The 15,331-nt window shown below is 69.1% G+C and carries 15 protein-coding genes; 3 read left to right on the top strand and 12 right to left on the bottom strand.

The window, feature by feature from the left end:
- Nucleotides 1–52 precede the first annotated feature (52 nt).
- The 3 genes from AOQ53_RS13065 to AOQ53_RS13075 all read left to right on the top strand — a co-directional run bounded on the left by AOQ53_RS13065 (nucleotide 53) and on the right by AOQ53_RS13075 (nucleotide 3,841).
- Nucleotides 53–1,246: a sensor histidine kinase gene (locus AOQ53_RS13065; RefSeq protein ID WP_059417206.1), complete on the top strand. Its 1,194-nt coding sequence runs from the start codon at nucleotides 53–55 to the stop codon at nucleotides 1,244–1,246.
- Nucleotides 1,243–1,884 (top strand): response regulator, encoded by a 642-nt coding sequence (locus tag AOQ53_RS13070; protein WP_059417207.1) that lies wholly within the window; start codon nucleotides 1,243–1,245, stop codon nucleotides 1,882–1,884. The genes AOQ53_RS13065 and AOQ53_RS13070 overlap by 4 nt, the downstream gene beginning before the upstream one ends.
- A gap of 133 nt (nucleotides 1,885–2,017) precedes the next feature.
- Nucleotides 2,018–3,841 carry a glycoside hydrolase family 18 chitinase gene (locus AOQ53_RS13075; RefSeq protein WP_059417208.1) on the top strand — a complete coding sequence of 608 codons (1,824 nt, stop codon included), beginning with the start codon at nucleotides 2,018–2,020 and terminating at the stop codon, nucleotides 3,839–3,841.
- A 74-nt stretch (nucleotides 3,842–3,915) separates the two neighbouring features.
- On the opposite strand, the gene AOQ53_RS13080 is transcribed toward AOQ53_RS13075, so the two are convergent.
- The 12 genes from AOQ53_RS13080 to AOQ53_RS13135 form a co-directional block, all read right to left on the bottom strand.
- Entirely contained in the window at nucleotides 3,916–4,362 is a 447-nt protein-coding gene (locus tag AOQ53_RS13080; RefSeq protein ID WP_059417209.1) for a DUF2550 domain-containing protein, read from the bottom strand.
- Between the two features lie 130 nt (nucleotides 4,363–4,492).
- The gene (locus AOQ53_RS13085) at nucleotides 4,493–4,870 is read right to left on the bottom strand and encodes a F0F1 ATP synthase subunit epsilon (RefSeq protein ID WP_053670581.1); all 378 of its coding nucleotides are present in this window, start codon (nucleotides 4,868–4,870) and stop codon (nucleotides 4,493–4,495) included.
- A 132-nt stretch (nucleotides 4,871–5,002) separates the two neighbouring features.
- The gene (gene atpD, locus AOQ53_RS13090; protein WP_059417210.1) at nucleotides 5,003–6,439 is read right to left on the bottom strand and encodes a F0F1 ATP synthase subunit beta; all 1,437 of its coding nucleotides are present in this window, start codon (nucleotides 6,437–6,439) and stop codon (nucleotides 5,003–5,005) included.
- Nucleotides 6,440–7,357 carry a F0F1 ATP synthase subunit gamma gene (locus AOQ53_RS13095; RefSeq protein WP_059417211.1) on the bottom strand — a complete coding sequence of 306 codons (918 nt, stop codon included), beginning with the start codon at nucleotides 7,355–7,357 and terminating at the stop codon, nucleotides 6,440–6,442.
- Nucleotides 7,358–7,378: 21 nt separating this feature from the next.
- Nucleotides 7,379–8,968: a F0F1 ATP synthase subunit alpha gene (gene atpA / locus AOQ53_RS13100; RefSeq protein WP_059417212.1), complete on the bottom strand. Its 1,590-nt coding sequence runs from the start codon at nucleotides 8,966–8,968 to the stop codon at nucleotides 7,379–7,381.
- 126 nt (nucleotides 8,969–9,094) lie between these two features.
- Nucleotides 9,095–9,910, bottom strand: a complete 816-nt coding sequence (locus AOQ53_RS13105) for a F0F1 ATP synthase subunit delta (RefSeq protein ID WP_059417213.1) — start codon at nucleotides 9,908–9,910, stop codon at nucleotides 9,095–9,097.
- Nucleotides 9,907–10,455 carry a F0F1 ATP synthase subunit B gene (locus AOQ53_RS13110; protein WP_059417214.1) on the bottom strand — a complete coding sequence of 183 codons (549 nt, stop codon included), beginning with the start codon at nucleotides 10,453–10,455 and terminating at the stop codon, nucleotides 9,907–9,909. The genes AOQ53_RS13105 and AOQ53_RS13110 overlap by 4 nt, the downstream gene beginning before the upstream one ends.
- Nucleotides 10,456–10,494: 39 nt before the next feature.
- Nucleotides 10,495–10,731: an ATP synthase subunit c family protein gene (locus tag AOQ53_RS13115; protein ID WP_031104199.1), complete on the bottom strand. Its 237-nt coding sequence runs from the start codon at nucleotides 10,729–10,731 to the stop codon at nucleotides 10,495–10,497.
- A 78-nt stretch (nucleotides 10,732–10,809) separates the two neighbouring features.
- Complete coding sequence (gene atpB, locus AOQ53_RS13120) at nucleotides 10,810–11,577, bottom strand: F0F1 ATP synthase subunit A (protein ID WP_059417215.1); 768 nt, start codon at nucleotides 11,575–11,577, stop codon at nucleotides 10,810–10,812.
- 273 nt (nucleotides 11,578–11,850) lie between these two features.
- Nucleotides 11,851–12,288, bottom strand: coding sequence for a hypothetical protein (locus AOQ53_RS13125; protein ID WP_059417216.1), 438 nt, complete (start codon nucleotides 12,286–12,288; stop codon nucleotides 11,851–11,853).
- Between the two features lie 298 nt (nucleotides 12,289–12,586).
- Nucleotides 12,587–13,930: an MraY family glycosyltransferase gene (locus AOQ53_RS13130; RefSeq protein ID WP_059417228.1), complete on the bottom strand. Its 1,344-nt coding sequence runs from the start codon at nucleotides 13,928–13,930 to the stop codon at nucleotides 12,587–12,589.
- A gap of 130 nt (nucleotides 13,931–14,060) precedes the next feature.
- Nucleotides 14,061–15,299, bottom strand: a complete 1,239-nt coding sequence (locus tag AOQ53_RS13135) for a serine hydroxymethyltransferase (protein ID WP_059417217.1) — start codon at nucleotides 15,297–15,299, stop codon at nucleotides 14,061–14,063.
- Between the last annotated feature and the right edge of the window lie 32 nt (nucleotides 15,300–15,331).

The following is a 15,331-nucleotide window of genomic DNA, read 5'->3' on the forward strand; positions in this document are numbered from 1 at the left end:
GACCCTTCGCGGGGTCCACGCACACGGCGCGACGGCCGTGTTGGATGGTGTCATGGCCGTACGACTCCCCCGCCCACGCCGTTTCGACGTCTACGTCGCGCTCGGCGGCCTGCTCGGCGGGCTGCTGCTCTGGGGCGTCGGTCTGGCCACCCGTCCGCACACCGAGGCGTACGTGCTCCTGCCGGGCCGCTGGCCGGTCCTGCTGCCGCTGCTCGTCATGGCCGGCTGCGAGCTGCTGCGCCGGACCGCCCCGCGCACGGCCCTGCTGACCGGCACGGCCGCGATCGTCCTGGACACCGTCACCCAGGGCAACCTGGTCACGGTCCTGATGTACACCGACCTCATGTACGCGGCCGTCCTGTACGGCCCGCCCGCCTCGGCCCACCGCATCCCGCGGATCACCGGGCTGCTCTCGCTGGCCGGGACCGTGGTGCCGTTCGCACTGTGGCGCGAGCCGGAGGCGCTGCTGATCGGCGTGATCACCGGCCTCGTGACCTTCGGCCCCGCCTCCACCGGCCTGATCGTCCGCAACCACCGCGAGGCCGCGGAGGCGGCCCGGCTGCGTGCCGGGCAGACCGCGCTGCTCGCCGAGATGGACCGCACCCAGGCGGTCACCGCCGAGCGCGCCAGGATGGCCCGCGAGCTGCACGACATGGTCGCCAACCACCTGTCCGCGATCGCCATCCACTCCACCGCCGCGCTCTCCCTCCAGGACCAGAAGACCTCCCAGGAGGCCCTGACCGTCATCCGGGAGAACAGCGTGGCGGGGCTCGCGGAGATGCGCCGGCTGATCGGGATCCTCCGCGACTCCAGCGGTGACGTCGAGCCGGTCGCCGCCCCCACCCTCGACGGACTCGGCGCCCTGGTCGAGAACGCCCGCACCAACGGCCTCCACATCACCCTCGACGCCGCCCACGGGACGGTCCCCGCACCCGTCGAACTCGCCGCCTACCGCATCGTGCAGGAGTCCCTCACCAACGCCTTCAAGCACGCCGGCCCCGGCCGGGTCACCGTCACCCTCGCGCGGCAGGATGGTGCGCTGACCGTCTCGGTGACCAGCCCGTACGGCGACCGGGACCAGCCGAGCGCCCCCGGCTCCGGCGCCGGGCTCATCGGCATGCGCGAGCGCACAGCCCTGCTGGACGGCACGTTCGAAGCCGGCCCCGAGGACTCGCCCGACGGCAAGATCTGGGCCGTACGCGCCACCCTCCCCGTACACGAAACCGTCGAAGGAGACACCGCATGATCCGCGTCCTGGTCGCCGAGGACCAGTCCGCCGTCCGTGCAGGCCTGGTCCTCATCCTGCGCAGCGCGCCCGACATCGAGGTGGTCGGCGAGGCGGCGGACGGCGAACAGGCGGTGGCGCTGGCCCGCGAGCTGCGACCGGACCTGGTGCTGATGGACGTTCAGATGCCGCGCCTGGACGGGGTGTCGGCGACCCGGCAGGTCGTCGCGGAACAGCTCGCCGACGTGCTGGTGCTGACCACCTTCGACCTCGACGAGTACGTCTTCGGGGCGCTGCGGGCGGGCGCGTCCGGCTTCCTGCTGAAGAACACCGAGGCGAAGGACCTGCTGGAGGCCGTCCGGACGGTCGGGCGCGGGGAGGGACTGATCGCCCCGGCGGTCACCCGGCGGCTGATCGCGGAGTTCGCGGCGAAGCCGGCACGGGAGCCCGCGGCCGACCCCGCGGTCCTCGACCGGCTGACCCGGCGCGAGCGCGAGGTGCTGGCCTGCCTCGGCGAGGGTCTGTCCAACGCGGGCATCGCCGAGCGGCTCGACATGGCCGAGGCGACCGTGAAGACGCACGTCAGCCGCCTGCTGGGGAAGCTGGAGCTGCGCAGCCGGGTGCAAGCGGCCGTCCTGGCACAGGAGTTGGGGGTGTGATCCGGCCGCAGATCACTACGGTCACAGTGGTCCAGACCTATTGACCGGTGGTCCAGACCTTCCTATTCTCACCGCACCATGAGTGGGCGTGAGGCTCAGTCGCGCCCCCACAACTCCATCGAGGAGGCGCAGTATGCGCTTCAGACACAGAGCCGCGGCAGGGTTCGCGACCCTGTTGCTCCCGCTGGCCGGTCTCGTCGGCCTCGCGAGCCCGGCCCAGGCCGCGACATCCGCCACCGCGAGCTACACCAAGACGCAGGACTGGGGCTCCGGCTTCGAAGGCAAGTGGACGGTGAAGAACACCGGCACCACGACCCTCAGCTCCTGGACCGTCGAGTGGGACTTCCCCTCCGGCACGTCCGTCACCTCGGCCTGGGACGCCGACGTCACCTCCTCCGGCACCCACTGGACCGCGAAGAACAAGCCCTGGAACGGCACCCTCGCCCCCGGCGCCTCCGTCTCCTTCGGCTTCAACGGCTCCGGTTCCGGCTCCCCCGCCGACTGCCGGCTCAACGGCGGCAGCTGCGACGGCGGCAGCGTCCCCGGAGACGCCCCGCCCTCCGCACCCGGCACACCCACCGCCTCCGGCACCACCGACACCTCGGTGAGGCTGAGCTGGTCCGCCGCCACCGACGACAAGGGCGTCAAGAACTACGACCTCCTGCGCGACGGCACGAAGATCGCCACGGTGACGGCCACCTCGTACACGAACACCGGCCTGACCGCCGGCACCGACTACTCCTACACCGTCCGGGCCCGCGACACCGCCGACCAGACCGGCCCGGTCAGCGGCGCGGTGAAGGTCCGCACCACCGGCGGCTCCGAGGAACCCCCGCCCCCCGGCGACAAGATCAAGCTCGGCTACTTCACGGAGTGGGGCGTCTACGGCCGCAACTACCACGTCAAGAACCTGGTGACCTCGGGCTCGGCATCGAAGATCACGCACATCAACTACGCCTTCGGCAACGTCAAGAACGGCCAGTGCACGGTCGACGACACCTACGCCGCCTACGACAAGGCCTACACCGCCGACCAGTCCGTCAGCGGCACCGCCGACACCTGGGACCAGCCGCTGCGCGGCAACTTCAACCAGCTCCGCCAGCTCAAGGCCAAGTACCCGCACATCAAGGTGCTGTACTCGTTCGGCGGCTGGACCTACTCCGGCGGCTTCGGCCAGGCCGCGGCGGGCGCCGCCGCCTTCGCCAAGTCCTGCAAGGCCGTGGTGGAGGACCCGCGCTGGGCCGACGTCTTCGACGGCATCGACATCGACTGGGAGTACCCGAACGCCTGCGGCCTGACCTGCGACACCTCGGGCCCGGCCGCGTTCACCACCCTGTCCAGGGCCCTGCGCGCCGAATTCGGCAAGGACTACCTGGTCACCGCCGCGATCACGGCCGACGCCTCCGGCGGCGGCAAGATCGACGCGGCCGACTACGGCGGCGCCGCGCAGTACCTCGACTGGTACAACGTGATGACGTACGACTACTTCGGCGCCTTCGACAAGGACGGCCCGACCGCCCCGCACTCCCCGCTCACCTCGTACCCCGGCATCCCGCAGGCGGGCTTCAACTCGGCCGACGCGATCGCCAAGCTGAAGGCGAAGGGCGTCCCGTCCGCCAAGCTCCTGCTCGGCATCGGCTTCTACGGCCGCGGCTGGACCGGCGTCACCCAGTCCGCCCCCGGCGGCACGGCGACCGGAGCGGCTCCCGGGACGTACGAGGCGGGCATCGAGGACTACAAGGTCCTCAAGAACTCCTGCCCGGCCACCGGCACGATCGCGGGCACCGCGTACGCGCACTGCGGCAGCAACTGGTGGTCGTACGACACTCCCTCGACGATCGCCGGGAAGATGACCTGGGCCAAGAACCAGGGCCTGGGCGGCGCCTTCTTCTGGGAGTTCAGCGGCGACACCGGCAACGGTGAGCTGGTGACCGCCATCGACAACGGGCTCGACTGACAGACGACACCAGGCACCATTCACGCTCCCCCAGACTTCGTCCGGGGGGACCCCCACCCAGCGAGTGAATGTGGCTACGCCACATTCACTCGCTGACCGGGCGGGGCCGCCTCCAGCCACGCCAGGAAACCGGTCAGCGCGTCCTCGCTCATGGCCAGCTCCAGCCGGGTACCCCGGTGCAGACACGCGAGGATCACGTGGTCGGAGAGGAGCGCCAGCTCCTCCTCGCCCTCCGGGACCCGGCGGCCGGCCACCTCGATCGCGGACCGCTCCAGGATCCGGCGGGGGCGCGGGGAGTACGAGAAGACACGGAACCACTCGACGCGGTCGCCGTTGTACCGGGCCACTCCGTAGGCCCAGCCCTTGCCGTTGGCGTCACCCTGCTCCGGGGTGTCCCAGCGCAGGCTGGCGTCGAAGGTGCCGCCCGAGCGCTGGATCAGCCGGCGGCGCAGACCGAAGACGAAAAGTCCCACCACGACGAGAGCCACGACAATTCCGCACACAGTCAGAGCGAGGACCATCGACACCGACCTCCTCGTCTCCTAGGTAACGGAACGTAAAAATCACCCACATCCGCCTCAGCCGCGGCTGGGTCCGGATCTCTCCGGTACCCAGCCGCGGCTGAGTGACGTCATCACACGGCGGGCGGGGTCAGCGCGCCGCCGTGGCCGCACGCAGACGGACGTCCGCGCGGCGCTGGGCCTCCGCGTCGTCCTCCGCCTTCGCACGCTCGAGCTCCTGCTCCGCGCGCTGGACATCGATCTCGTCCGACAGCTCCGCGACTTCGGCCAGCAGCGAGAGCTTGTCGTCCGCGAACGAGATGAAACCGCCGTGGACCGCGGCGACGACCGTCCCGCCATCACTCGTACGGATGGTCACCGGGCCCGACTCCAGCACACCGAGCAGCGGCTGGTGACCGGGCATGACGCCGATGTCGCCGGACGTGGTGCGCGCGACGACCAGGGTGGCCTGGCCGGACCAGACCTCACGGTCGGCCGCGACCAGCGCGACGTGCAGCTCAGCAGCCAAGGGTGGCTCCTCGGGTCACCACCCGGCGGGGGTGCCGGGTGTTGGTTACAAGTCTAGTAGGCGTGACGGAGGGGGCGGGACGCGCCCGCCCCCTCCGTCATGAGCACGAGGCTCACATGTCGAGCGCGAGGCTCAGGAGACGCCCAGCTCCTTCGCGTTCTTCTTCAGGTCCTCGAGACCACCGCACATGAAGAACGCCTGCTCCGGGAAGTGGTCGTACTCGCCGTCGCAGATCGCGTTGAACGCGGCGATCGACTCGTCCAGCGGCACGTCCGAACCGTCCACGCCTGTGAACTGCTTGGCGGCGTGGGTGTTCTGGGACAGGAAGCGCTCCACGCGACGGGCACGGTGGACGACGAGCTTGTCCTCCTCGCCGAGCTCGTCGATACCGAGGATCGCGATGATGTCCTGCAGGTCCTTGTACTTCTGCAGGATGTTCTTCACGCGCATCGCGGCGTTGTAGTGGTCCGCCGAGATGTACCGCGGGTCGAGGATCCGGGACGTGGAGTCCAGCGGGTCCACGGCCGGGTAGATGCCCTTCTCGGAGATCGGACGGGAGAGCACCGTCGTCGCGTCGAGGTGGGCGAAGGTGGTGGCCGGGGCCGGGTCGGTCAGGTCGTCCGCGGGGACGTAGATCGCCTGCATCGAGGTGATCGAGTGACCACGGGTCGAGGTGATGCGCTCCTGGAGGACACCCATCTCGTCGGCCAGGTTCGGCTGGTAGCCCACCGCGGAGGGCATACGGCCGAGCAGGGTCGACACCTCGGAACCGGCCTGGGTGAAGCGGAAGATGTTGTCGATGAAGAACAGCACGTCCTGCTTCTGGACGTCACGGAAGTACTCCGCCATCGTCAGGCCGGCCAGGGCCACGCGCAGACGGGTGCCCGGGGGCTCGTCCATCTGACCGAAGACCAGGGCGGTCTTGTCCAGAACGCCGGACTCTTCCATCTCCGCGATGAGGTCGTTGCCCTCACGGGTGCGCTCGCCGACGCCCGCGAAGACGGAGACGCCCTCGTGGAGGTTGGCGACACGCATGATCATTTCCTGGATCAGCACGGTCTTGCCGACACCGGCACCACCGAACAGACCGATCTTGCCGCCCTTGACGTACGGGGTGAGAAGGTCGACGACCTTCAGGCCCGTCTCGAACATCTCGGTCTTCGACTCGAGCTGGTCGAACGCGGGAGCCTTGCGGTGGATGGGCCAGCGCTCGCCCTCGAAGGTCTCGTCGCTGTTCAGCACCTCACCGAGGGTGTTGAACACCTTGCCCTTGGTGAAGTCGCCGACCGGGACGGAGATGCCCGCGCCGGTGTCGACGACGGGAGCCTGGCGGACCAGGCCGTCGGTGGGCTGCATGGAGATCGCGCGGACCAGGCCGTCACCCAGGTGCTGGGCGACCTCCAGGGTCAGCGTCTTCTTCTCGCCCGCGAGCGCCGGGTCGGCGACCTCGACGTGCAGGGCGTTGTAGATCTCGGGCATCGCGTCGACGGGGAACTCCACGTCGACGACCGGGCCGATGACCCGGGCGACGCGGCCCGTAGCCGTCGCGGTCTCAACAGTGGTGGTCATTTATCGGTCACTCCCCGCGGTCGCGTCGGCCAGGGCACTGGCGCCACCGACGATCTCGCTGATTTCCTGGGTGATTTCGGCCTGGCGGGCCTGGTTGGCAAGCCGGGTGAGCGTCTCGATGAGCTCTCCGGCGTTGTCGGTGGCCGACTTCATCGCGCGCCGCGTGGCGGCGTGCTTGGAGGCGGCCGACTGGAGCAGCGCGTTGTAGATCCGGCTCTCCACGTAGCGCGGCAGCAGGGCGTCCAGGACGTCCTCCGCCGAGGGCTCGAAGTCGAACAGCGGGAGGATCTCGCCCTTGGGCTTGGCCTCCTGCGCGACCTCGTCGAGGCTGAGCGGCAGCAGCCGGGCCTCGATGGCCGTCTGCGTCATCATCGACACGAACTCGGTGTAGACGATGTGGAGCTCGTCCACGCCGCCTTCCGCCGTCTCCGTCTCGATGGCCTCGATCAGCGGGGCCGCGACCTTCTTGGCGTCCGCGTACGACGGCTCGTCGGTGAAGCCCGTGAACGACTCCGCGACCTTGCGCTCGCGGAAGTTGTAGTGGGCGAGACCACGGCGGCCGACGATGTAGCTGACGACCTCCTTGCCCTCACCTTCGAGCTTCGCCGTGAGCCTCTCCGCGGCCTTGATGGCGTTGGAATTGAAGGCACCGGCCAGGCCGCGGTCGCTCGTGAGGAGCAGGACCGCGGCGCGGGTCGGGTTCTCCGGCTCCGTCGTCAGCGGGTGCTTGGTGTTCGATCCGGTGGCGACCGCCGCGACCGCCCGGGTGAGCTCGGTCGCGTACGGCGTGGACGCCGCCACCTTGCGCTGCGCCTTGACGACGCGCGAGGCGGCGATCATCTCCATCGCCTTCGTGATCTTCTTGGTCGCGGTGACGGAACGGATGCGACGCTTGTAGACCCGGAGCTGGGCTCCCATGAGTCAGGTCCCTTCCTTACGTCACTTGCCGGCAGCCGGGGCGTCCTCGCCGAGCAGCTTGCCGTCGGAGGTCTCGAACTGCTTCTTGAACTCCGCGATGGCGTCGGCCATGGCCTGGAGCGTGTCGTCCGACATCTTCCCGCCCTCGCGGATGGAGGTCAGCAGACCCTGCTCCTTGCGGTGCAGGTACTCCAGCAGCTCCTTCTCGAAGCGGCGGATGTCGGCGACCGGAACCTCGTCCATCTTGCCGGTGGTGCCGGCCCAGATGGAGACGACCTGGTCCTCGGTGGCCATCGGCTGGTACTGCGGCTGCTTCAGCAGCTCGACCATGCGCTGACCGCGCTCCAGCTGCGCCTTGGACGCGGCGTCCAGGTCGGAACCGAAGGCGGCGAACGCCTCCAGCTCACGGAACTGGGCGAGGTCCACACGCAGACGGCCGGAGACCTGGCGGATCGCCTTGTGCTGGGCGGAACCACCGACTCGGGAGACCGAGATACCGACGTTCAGCGCGGGGCGCTGACCGGCGTTGAACAGGTCCGACTCCAGGAAGCACTGGCCGTCGGTGATGGAGATGACGTTGGTCGGGATGAACGCCGAGACGTCGTTGGCCTTCGTCTCGACGATCGGCAGACCGGTCATCGAGCCGGCACCCATCTCGTCGGAGAGCTTCGCGCAGCGCTCCAGCAGACGGGAGTGCAGGTAGAAGACGTCACCCGGGTAGGCCTCACGGCCCGGCGGGCGGCGCAGCAGCAGCGACACGGCGCGGTAGGCGTCGGCCTGCTTCGACAGGTCGTCGAAGATGATCAGGACGTGCTTGCCCTGGTACATCCAGTGCTGGCCGATGGCCGAACCGGTGTACGGCGCCAGGTACTTGAAGCCGGCCGGGTCGGACGCCGGGGCGGCGACGATGGTCGTGTACTCCAGCGCGCCGGCCTCCTCCAGAGCGCCGCGCACGCCGGCGATGGTGGAGCCCTTCTGGCCGATGGCGACGTAGATGCAGCGGACCTGCTTGTTCGGGTCGCCGGTGCGCCAGTTGTCGCGCTGGTTGATGATGGTGTCGACGGCCAGGGCGGTCTTGCCGGTCTGGCGGTCACCGATGATCAGCTGACGCTGGCCACGGCCGATCGGGGTCATCGTGTCGACGGCCTTGTAGCCCGTCTCCATCGGCTCGTGCACCGACTTACGGACCATGACGCCCGGAGCCTGAAGCTCCAGGGCGCGACGGCTGTCGGTCTCGATCTCGCCGAGGCCGTCGATCGGGTTGCCGAGGGGGTCCACCACGCGGCCGAGGTAGCCCTCGCCGACAGCGACGGACAGGACCTCGCCGGTACGGCTGACCGGCTGCCCCTCCTCGATGCCGCTGAACTCACCGAGGACGACGCAGCCGATCTCGCGCTCCTCGAGGTTGAGGGCGAGACCGAGGCTGCCGTCCTCGAACTTCAGCAGCTCGTTGGCCATGACCGAGGGCAGACCCTCGACCTTCGCGATACCGTCGCCGGCGAAGGTGACCGTACCGACCTCCTCGCGCGAGGCCGCGTCCGGCTTGTACGCCTGGACGAAGTTCTCCAGCGCGTCCCGGATCTCCTCCGGCCGGATCGTGAGCTCCGCCATCTGGGTTCCCTGCTCTCCTTGTTGGGCCCGAAGTTTCACTTTGGGGGTCTGGGGGCGACCCCCAGGATTCTTCTGCACGGCCCAACCAGGGCCGTCGTAAGTACGTACTGCTATTGAGTTGCTGGCTCAGCCGGCGAGCCGGCGGCTGGCGTCCTCGATGCGGTCCGCGAGGGAGCCGTTGATGACCTCGTCGCCGACCTGCACCCGGATCCCGCCGAGGACCTCGGGGTCCACGTCCAGGTTGAGGTGCATCTTGCGGCCGTAGAGCTTCGCGAGGGCGGCGCCCAGGCGCTGCTTCTGCGCGTCGCTCAGCGGTACCGCCGAGGTGACGATGGCCACCATGCGGTCCCGGCGCTCGGCGGCGAGCTTGGACAGGGACTCCAGTCCCGACTCCAGGCTACGTCCCCGCGGCGCGGTCACAAGGCGCGTGACCAGACGCTCGGTGGCCGCCTGCGCCCGGCCGCCGAGCAGGCCGCGCAGCAGCTGGCTCTTGGCCGAGGTGGTGGCCTTGCGGTCGGTCAGCGCGGCACGCAGCTCGGTGCTGCCGGAGACGATCCGCCCGAAGCGGAACAGCTCGTCCTCGACGTCGTCGAGCTTGCCCGCCTGCTGCGCGGCGGTGAGGTCGGCGGTGTCGGCCAGCGTCTCCAGGGCGTCCACCAGGTCGCGCGACTGCGACCAGCGGGAGCGCACCATTCCGGCGACCAGGTCGGCGGCCGGGCCGCTGACCTGGGTGCCGAGCAGGCGCTGGGCCAGTTCGGCCTTGGCCTCACCGGCCTGCGCCGGGTCGGTGAGGACCCGACGCAGCGACACCTCGCGGTCGAGCAGCGCGGTGACGGCGGCCAGCTCGTCGGCGAGCGAGCCGGCGTCCACGGACGTGGAGTCCGTCAGCGCGTCGAGACGCTCACGTGCGGCTGCCAGGGCCTCGCGGCTCGCTCCGTTCATCGGCCGGCCTCGGCCTTCTCCTCGAGGTCGTCGAGGAACCGGTCGATCACGCGGCTCTGACGGGCGTGGTCCTCGAGGGACTCGCCGACGAGCTTGCCGGCCAGGTCGGTGGCGAGCTTGCCGACGTCCTGACGCAGCGCGGACGACGCGGCCTTGCGGTCGGCCTCGATCTGGGCGTGACCGGCGGCGACGATCTCCTCGCGCTGCCGCTGGCCCTCGGCCCGCATCTCGGCGATGAGGGCGGCACCCTGCTCCTGCGCCTCCTGGCGCAGGCGCGCGGCCTCGTGCCGGGCCTCGGCGAGCTGTGCCTTGTACTGCTCAAGGACGCTCTGGGCCTCGACCTTCATGGTCTCGGCCTCTTCGATACCGCCTTCGATCGCCGCGCGGCGCTCCTCCAGAACCTTGTTGATGTTCGGAAGCAGCTTCTTCCAGAAGAAGAAGAACACGATGGCGAAGGCGATGGTGCCGACGAGCAGCTCGGGGCCCGGAGGAAGGAGCGGGTTCTGCTCCTCCTCGGCCGCCAGCTGTACCAGGTTGGCGATCACATCAGTGCCTTTCGTCGATGCGTGTCGATAAGCGGGTGATTACTTACCGAACACGAACGGCATAACGATGCCGATGAGGGCGAGCGCCTCACAGAACGCGAAGCCCAGGATCTGGTTGGCACGGATCAGACCGGCGGCCTCGGGCTGACGGGCCAGGGCCTGGGTGCCGTTACCGAAGATGATGCCGACGCCGATGCCGGGGCCGATGGCGGAGAGGCCGTAGCCGATGGAGCCGAGCGAACCGGAGACAGCGGCGAGGGTCTCAGTGGCAGCCATGCTGAATCTTCCTTCTCTTTCACGGACCGGCGGGGGTTGGCCACCGGACGTTCTTGGGACTTGCGGAGCGGGCGTGGCTCAGTGGTGCTCGGCCAGAGCGCCCTGGATGTACGTGCAGGCGAGGAGTACGAAGACGTACGCCTGGACGGCCTGCACGAAAAGCTCGAAGCCGATCATGGCGATGGTCATGACGAAGGAGATGCCAGCCGCCGGGACCATCCAGCTGTTCAGCAGGTACCAGGAGGCGACGGTGAACATGACCAGCATCAGGTGACCGGCGAACATGTTGGCGAACAGTCGCACCGCGTGCGTGAACGGCCGGACGAGCAGGTTCGAGAAGAACTCGATGACCATCACGAGCGGCAGCACCGGGCCGAGCGACTTGTCGTAGCCGGTGACGTTCTTGAAGAACCCGACGAAGCCGTGCCGCTTGAAGGTCAGCGAGACCCAGGTGACGTAGACGATCGCGGCGAGGACCGCCGGGAAGGCGATGATCGACGACACCGGGAACTGCGCCAGCGGGATCACGGACCAGATGTTCATGATCCAGATGAAGAAGAACAGCGAGACCATCAAGGGGACGTACTTCTCGCCCTCCTTCTTTCCGAGGGTCTCGTAGACGATGCCGCGGCGGACGAAGTCGTATCCGGCTTCACCGACCATCTGGAGCTTGCCCGGCACGACCTTGGCCTTGCCGAAGGCCGCGTAGAAGAAGCCGATGACGAGGATGGTGGTGATGATCGCGAGCAGCATCACCTTGTTGAACTCGAACCCTCCAACCGTGGCGATCGGCTTGAAGAGGAACGAGTGCAGGCCCGGTGCCGGAAAACCACACCCGTCGGACATGATCCGACAGCTCCAGTCAAAGGCGAGCTGGGTCTGGTCAGCACTCACCACGGGCTCCTTCGGCGTGACGCATAGGTACGGCAACCTCGTTGTGTCGGCGCGGCGCGCAGCCGCGGATCGGCACCGGACTGGTGTTACGGATGTGGGGGCGGCTGAGGGGCATCGAGCCTCGCGTTCGAACAGGCGTCAGCTCAGATGCCCGCGCCCGCGATGCCGCAGTTGGCACCGGACGATAGCAGGAGTTCCCAGTGCTCTTTATCGCGCCCCTACTCGTCACGACGACGACCCGGTCTTCTCGGGCTTCTCGCTCTTCTCGGAGTCCGGATCGATGTAGAAGATCTTGGCCTTCATATGCGCACGAGCCTGCGCGGCCATCCACACGACCGTCGCGATGACGAGCCCGAGGGCGAACGCCTTCGCGTTGAAGAGAGAGGTGTCCTTGAAGAGGGCGACGAAGATCAGGAGAAGCAGCAGCTGGGCGACATAGAGCATCAGCCCCATGGCCTGGAACAACTGCGGGAGCGTTTTTGCCGTCCACTGGAGAACGAACAGGCCGACCCCCATGAAGAGGATGGCCAGCACCGTACCGACGGCGGCCCCGATGGCACCCTTGCCTCCGGCCACCACACCGCTGACGGCGACCACGGCCACACCGGCAGCCGCTGTGGGCACAGCGCACTGCAGAAGGTTCCGGGCGTCATTGGACGGCATGGCGGCAACTCCGCTTTCGCAGGGGGCAGGGGTGTCGTCATGGACGAGCGTAGTCCCGGGCTGAGTGGAGACCTCACACCAATGGACCGTCGCACTACGGTCCTTCGGCTCTATCCGGGGGGTTCTCGTGAACCGTATCACAAACTATTTGATGCAGTCTTTACCTGAGGGTGTGCGGGCAGTCACACATGAGAGTGAAGCTGCGCGTCCGTGCAAGAACAGCACCGACTTGTCTGGTATTGGGGCGCTTCGCTCCCCCATCACAACCCCACGACTTGGCAATGCTCTAGTCAGATTCTTACCTTGTCCCGGCTTTGCGCCGGTCCGCCGGACGCGAGCGGCCGCCGATGGCGGTCGCCCCGTTGACTCCTGAGACGCCGGACACGACGGGGGCACGGGTCTCGTGCGCGACCGAGGCCGCCTGCTCCGCGGCGGACGCCGGCGTCGAGGCGTTGGGCGCGAGGGCCGGGATGCCGCGGCGCCGGTAGCGCGGCGGCACGAACCGCTCCATCCAGCGCGGGGTGCGCGGCGTGAAGCGCGGCAGCAGGAGCAGGGCCAGGCCGATCGCGCTGAGGAACACGATGCCGAGCACGATCCACATGGACGCCGAGTTGACCGAGTAGGCCAGCGCCCCGAAGGCGATCAGCGCCGACCAGAAGTACATGATCAGCACCGCGCGGCTGTGCGAGTGGCCGATCTCCAGCAGGCGGTGGTGCAGGTGGCCGCGGTCGGCCGCGAACGGCGACTGGCCGCGCCAGGTGCGGCGCACGATCGCCAGGATCAGGTCGGCGGCCGGGACCGCGATGATCGTGAGCGGCAGCAGCAGCGGGATGTAGACCGGGACCGTCTGGTGCACGGCCTCCTTCTCCGACCCGACGTACAGGTTGAGCGCGTCCGGGTCGACCTGCCCCGTGACGGAGATCGCGCCGGCGGCCAGCACCAGGCCGATCAGCATCGAGCCCGAGTCACCCATGAAGATCCGCGCCGGGTGCATGTTGTGCGGCAGGAAGCCCAGGCACATGCCCATCAGGATCGCCGAGAAGAGCGTGGCGGGGGCGGCGGCCTCGATGCCGTACGAGTACCAGATCCGGTAGGCGTACAGGAAGAACGCGGTGGCGGCGATGCAGACCATGCCGGCCGCGAGACCGTCCAGGCCGTCGACGAAGTTGACCGCGTTGATGGTGATGACGACCAGCGCCACCGTCAGCAGAGTGCCCTGCCACTGAGTGAGCGCGACCGAGCCGATGCCCGGGATCGGCAGCCACAGGATCGTCAGACCCTGCACGACCATCACGCCCGCGGCGATCATCTGGCCGCCCAGCTTGATCAGGGCGTCGATCTCGAACTTGTCGTCCAGCACACCGATCAGCCAGATCACCGCCGCCCCGGACAGCAGCGCCCGGGGTTCGTTCGACGTCTCGAAGACCTGGCTGAGGTTGGTCAGGTGGTCGGCGACCAGCAGGCCGGCGCACAGGCCGAAGAACATCGCGATCCCGCCGAGGCGCGGAGTGGGTTCCCGGTGCACGTCACGTGCCCGGATCTCCGGCATCGCTCCGGCCACGATCGCGAACTTCCGTACCGGCCCTGTCAGCAGATACGTCACCGCGGCCGTGATGCAGAGCGTCAGCAGGTATTCACGCACGGGCTTCCCCACAGGTCTCGCTGGCCATCCTCAGCCCCACACCCTAGCGATGCGCGCATATGGGTGGGGACTTCCGGGTAGCGACGATGGTTGCACGAGTAGCTGTGCACCCTGGTGCGCTTACCCCGACTCAAGCCGGATACGGCGGAAATCCACCGGCCAGCTCCCGCACTTCTTCACGGGCCCTCGCGGTCTCGGTCACGCCCCTGAGCACTCCCGCGAGCAGCTTGGCGATCCGCGCCATCTCCGCCTCCCCCATGCCCTGCGTGGTGACGGCGGCCGTGCCCAGCCTGAGTCCCCGGGTGTCGCCGTGCGGCAGCGCGCAGCAGTCCATGACCAGGCCTGCCGCGGCGAGACGGCCCCGGGCGGTGCGGCCGTCGACGCCGAGCGGCGCCGGGTCGGCGGTGATCAGGTGGGTGTCCGTGCCGCCCGTGGTGACGACCAGGCCCTCGGCGGCCAGCCGGGCCGCGAGAACCCTCGCATTGGCGACCACCTGATGGGCGTACACGGCGAACGCCGGTGTTGCCGCCTCCCCGAACGCGACCGCCTTCGCGGCGATCGTGTGCATCTGCGCACCGCCCTGTGTGAAAGGGAACACGGCCCGGTCCACCCGCTCGGCCAGCTCCGCGCGGCACAGGATCATGCCGCCGCGCGGGCCCCGCAGCACCTTGTGGGTCGTCGCACAGACGATGTCCGCGTACGGCACCGGGTTCGGCGCCGCTCCCCCGGCGACGAGGCCGATGGGATGCGCGGCGTCCGCGACGAGGTACGCGCCCACCTCGTCGGCGACCTCCCGGAAGAACGCGTAGTCGATGTGCCGGGGGTAGGCGATCGAACCGCACACGATCGCCTTGGGCCGGCGCGTGCGGGCCAGGGTGCGCACCTGGTCGTGGTCGATCAGCCCGGACTCGGCCTCCACGCCGTATCCGACGAAGTCGAACCAGCGGCCGGAGAAGTTGGCGGGCGAGCCGTGCGTGAGATGGCCGCCGTACGGCAGGCCGAGGGCGAGGACGGTGTCGCCGGGGCGCAGCAGGGCGGCGTAGGCGGCCAGGACGGCCGAAGAGCCGGAGTGGGACTGCACGTTGGCGTGCTCGGCGCCGAACAGCGCTCTGGCCCGGTCCACGGCGACGCGTTCGGCGACATCGACGATCTCGCAGCCGCCGTGGTGCCGCGCTCCCGGGTAGCCCTCGGCGTACTTGTTCGCGAGCGGCGAGCCGAGGGCGGCCAGGACGGCCGGCGAGCTGAAGTTCTCGGCGGCGATCAGCTGGAGCGTCGTCGCCTGCCGCTCCCGCTCGCCGAGCAGGATGTCGGCGAGTTCGGGGTCCTGGCGGCGCAGGAGGTCGGCCGCGATGGCAGGGGTGACCGTCATGGTGGGCTCCGGGCGGCGTCGGCGGTGACGTA

Origin of the sequence: Streptomyces azureus, assembly GCF_001270025.1 — a bacterium.
Taxonomy (GTDB): domain Bacteria; phylum Actinomycetota; class Actinomycetes; order Streptomycetales; family Streptomycetaceae; genus Streptomyces; species Streptomyces azureus.

Coding starts and splice junctions, on each gene's coding strand:
- AOQ53_RS13065 (WP_059417206.1), top strand. CDS start 53: ATGGCCGTACGACTCCCCCGCCCACGCCGTTTCGACGTCTACGTCGCG.
- AOQ53_RS13070 (WP_059417207.1), top strand. CDS start 1,243: ATGATCCGCGTCCTGGTCGCCGAGGACCAGTCCGCCGTCCGTGCAGGC.
- AOQ53_RS13075 (WP_059417208.1), top strand. CDS start 2,018: ATGCGCTTCAGACACAGAGCCGCGGCAGGGTTCGCGACCCTGTTGCTC.
- AOQ53_RS13080 (WP_059417209.1), bottom strand. CDS start 4,362: ATGGTCCTCGCTCTGACTGTGTGCGGAATTGTCGTGGCTCTCGTCGTG.
- atpD (WP_059417210.1), bottom strand. CDS start 6,439: ATGACCACCACTGTTGAGACCGCGACGGCTACGGGCCGCGTCGCCCGG.
- AOQ53_RS13095 (WP_059417211.1), bottom strand. CDS start 7,357: ATGGGAGCCCAGCTCCGGGTCTACAAGCGTCGCATCCGTTCCGTCACC.
- atpA (WP_059417212.1), bottom strand. CDS start 8,968: ATGGCGGAGCTCACGATCCGGCCGGAGGAGATCCGGGACGCGCTGGAG.
- AOQ53_RS13105 (WP_059417213.1), bottom strand. CDS start 9,910: ATGAACGGAGCGAGCCGCGAGGCCCTGGCAGCCGCACGTGAGCGTCTC.
- AOQ53_RS13115 (WP_031104199.1), bottom strand. CDS start 10,731: ATGGCTGCCACTGAGACCCTCGCCGCTGTCTCCGGTTCGCTCGGCTCC.
- atpB (WP_059417215.1), bottom strand. CDS start 11,577: ATGTCCGACGGGTGTGGTTTTCCGGCACCGGGCCTGCACTCGTTCCTC.
- AOQ53_RS13125 (WP_059417216.1), bottom strand. CDS start 12,288: ATGCCGTCCAATGACGCCCGGAACCTTCTGCAGTGCGCTGTGCCCACA.
- AOQ53_RS13135 (WP_059417217.1), bottom strand. CDS start 15,299: ATGACGGTCACCCCTGCCATCGCGGCCGACCTCCTGCGCCGCCAGGAC.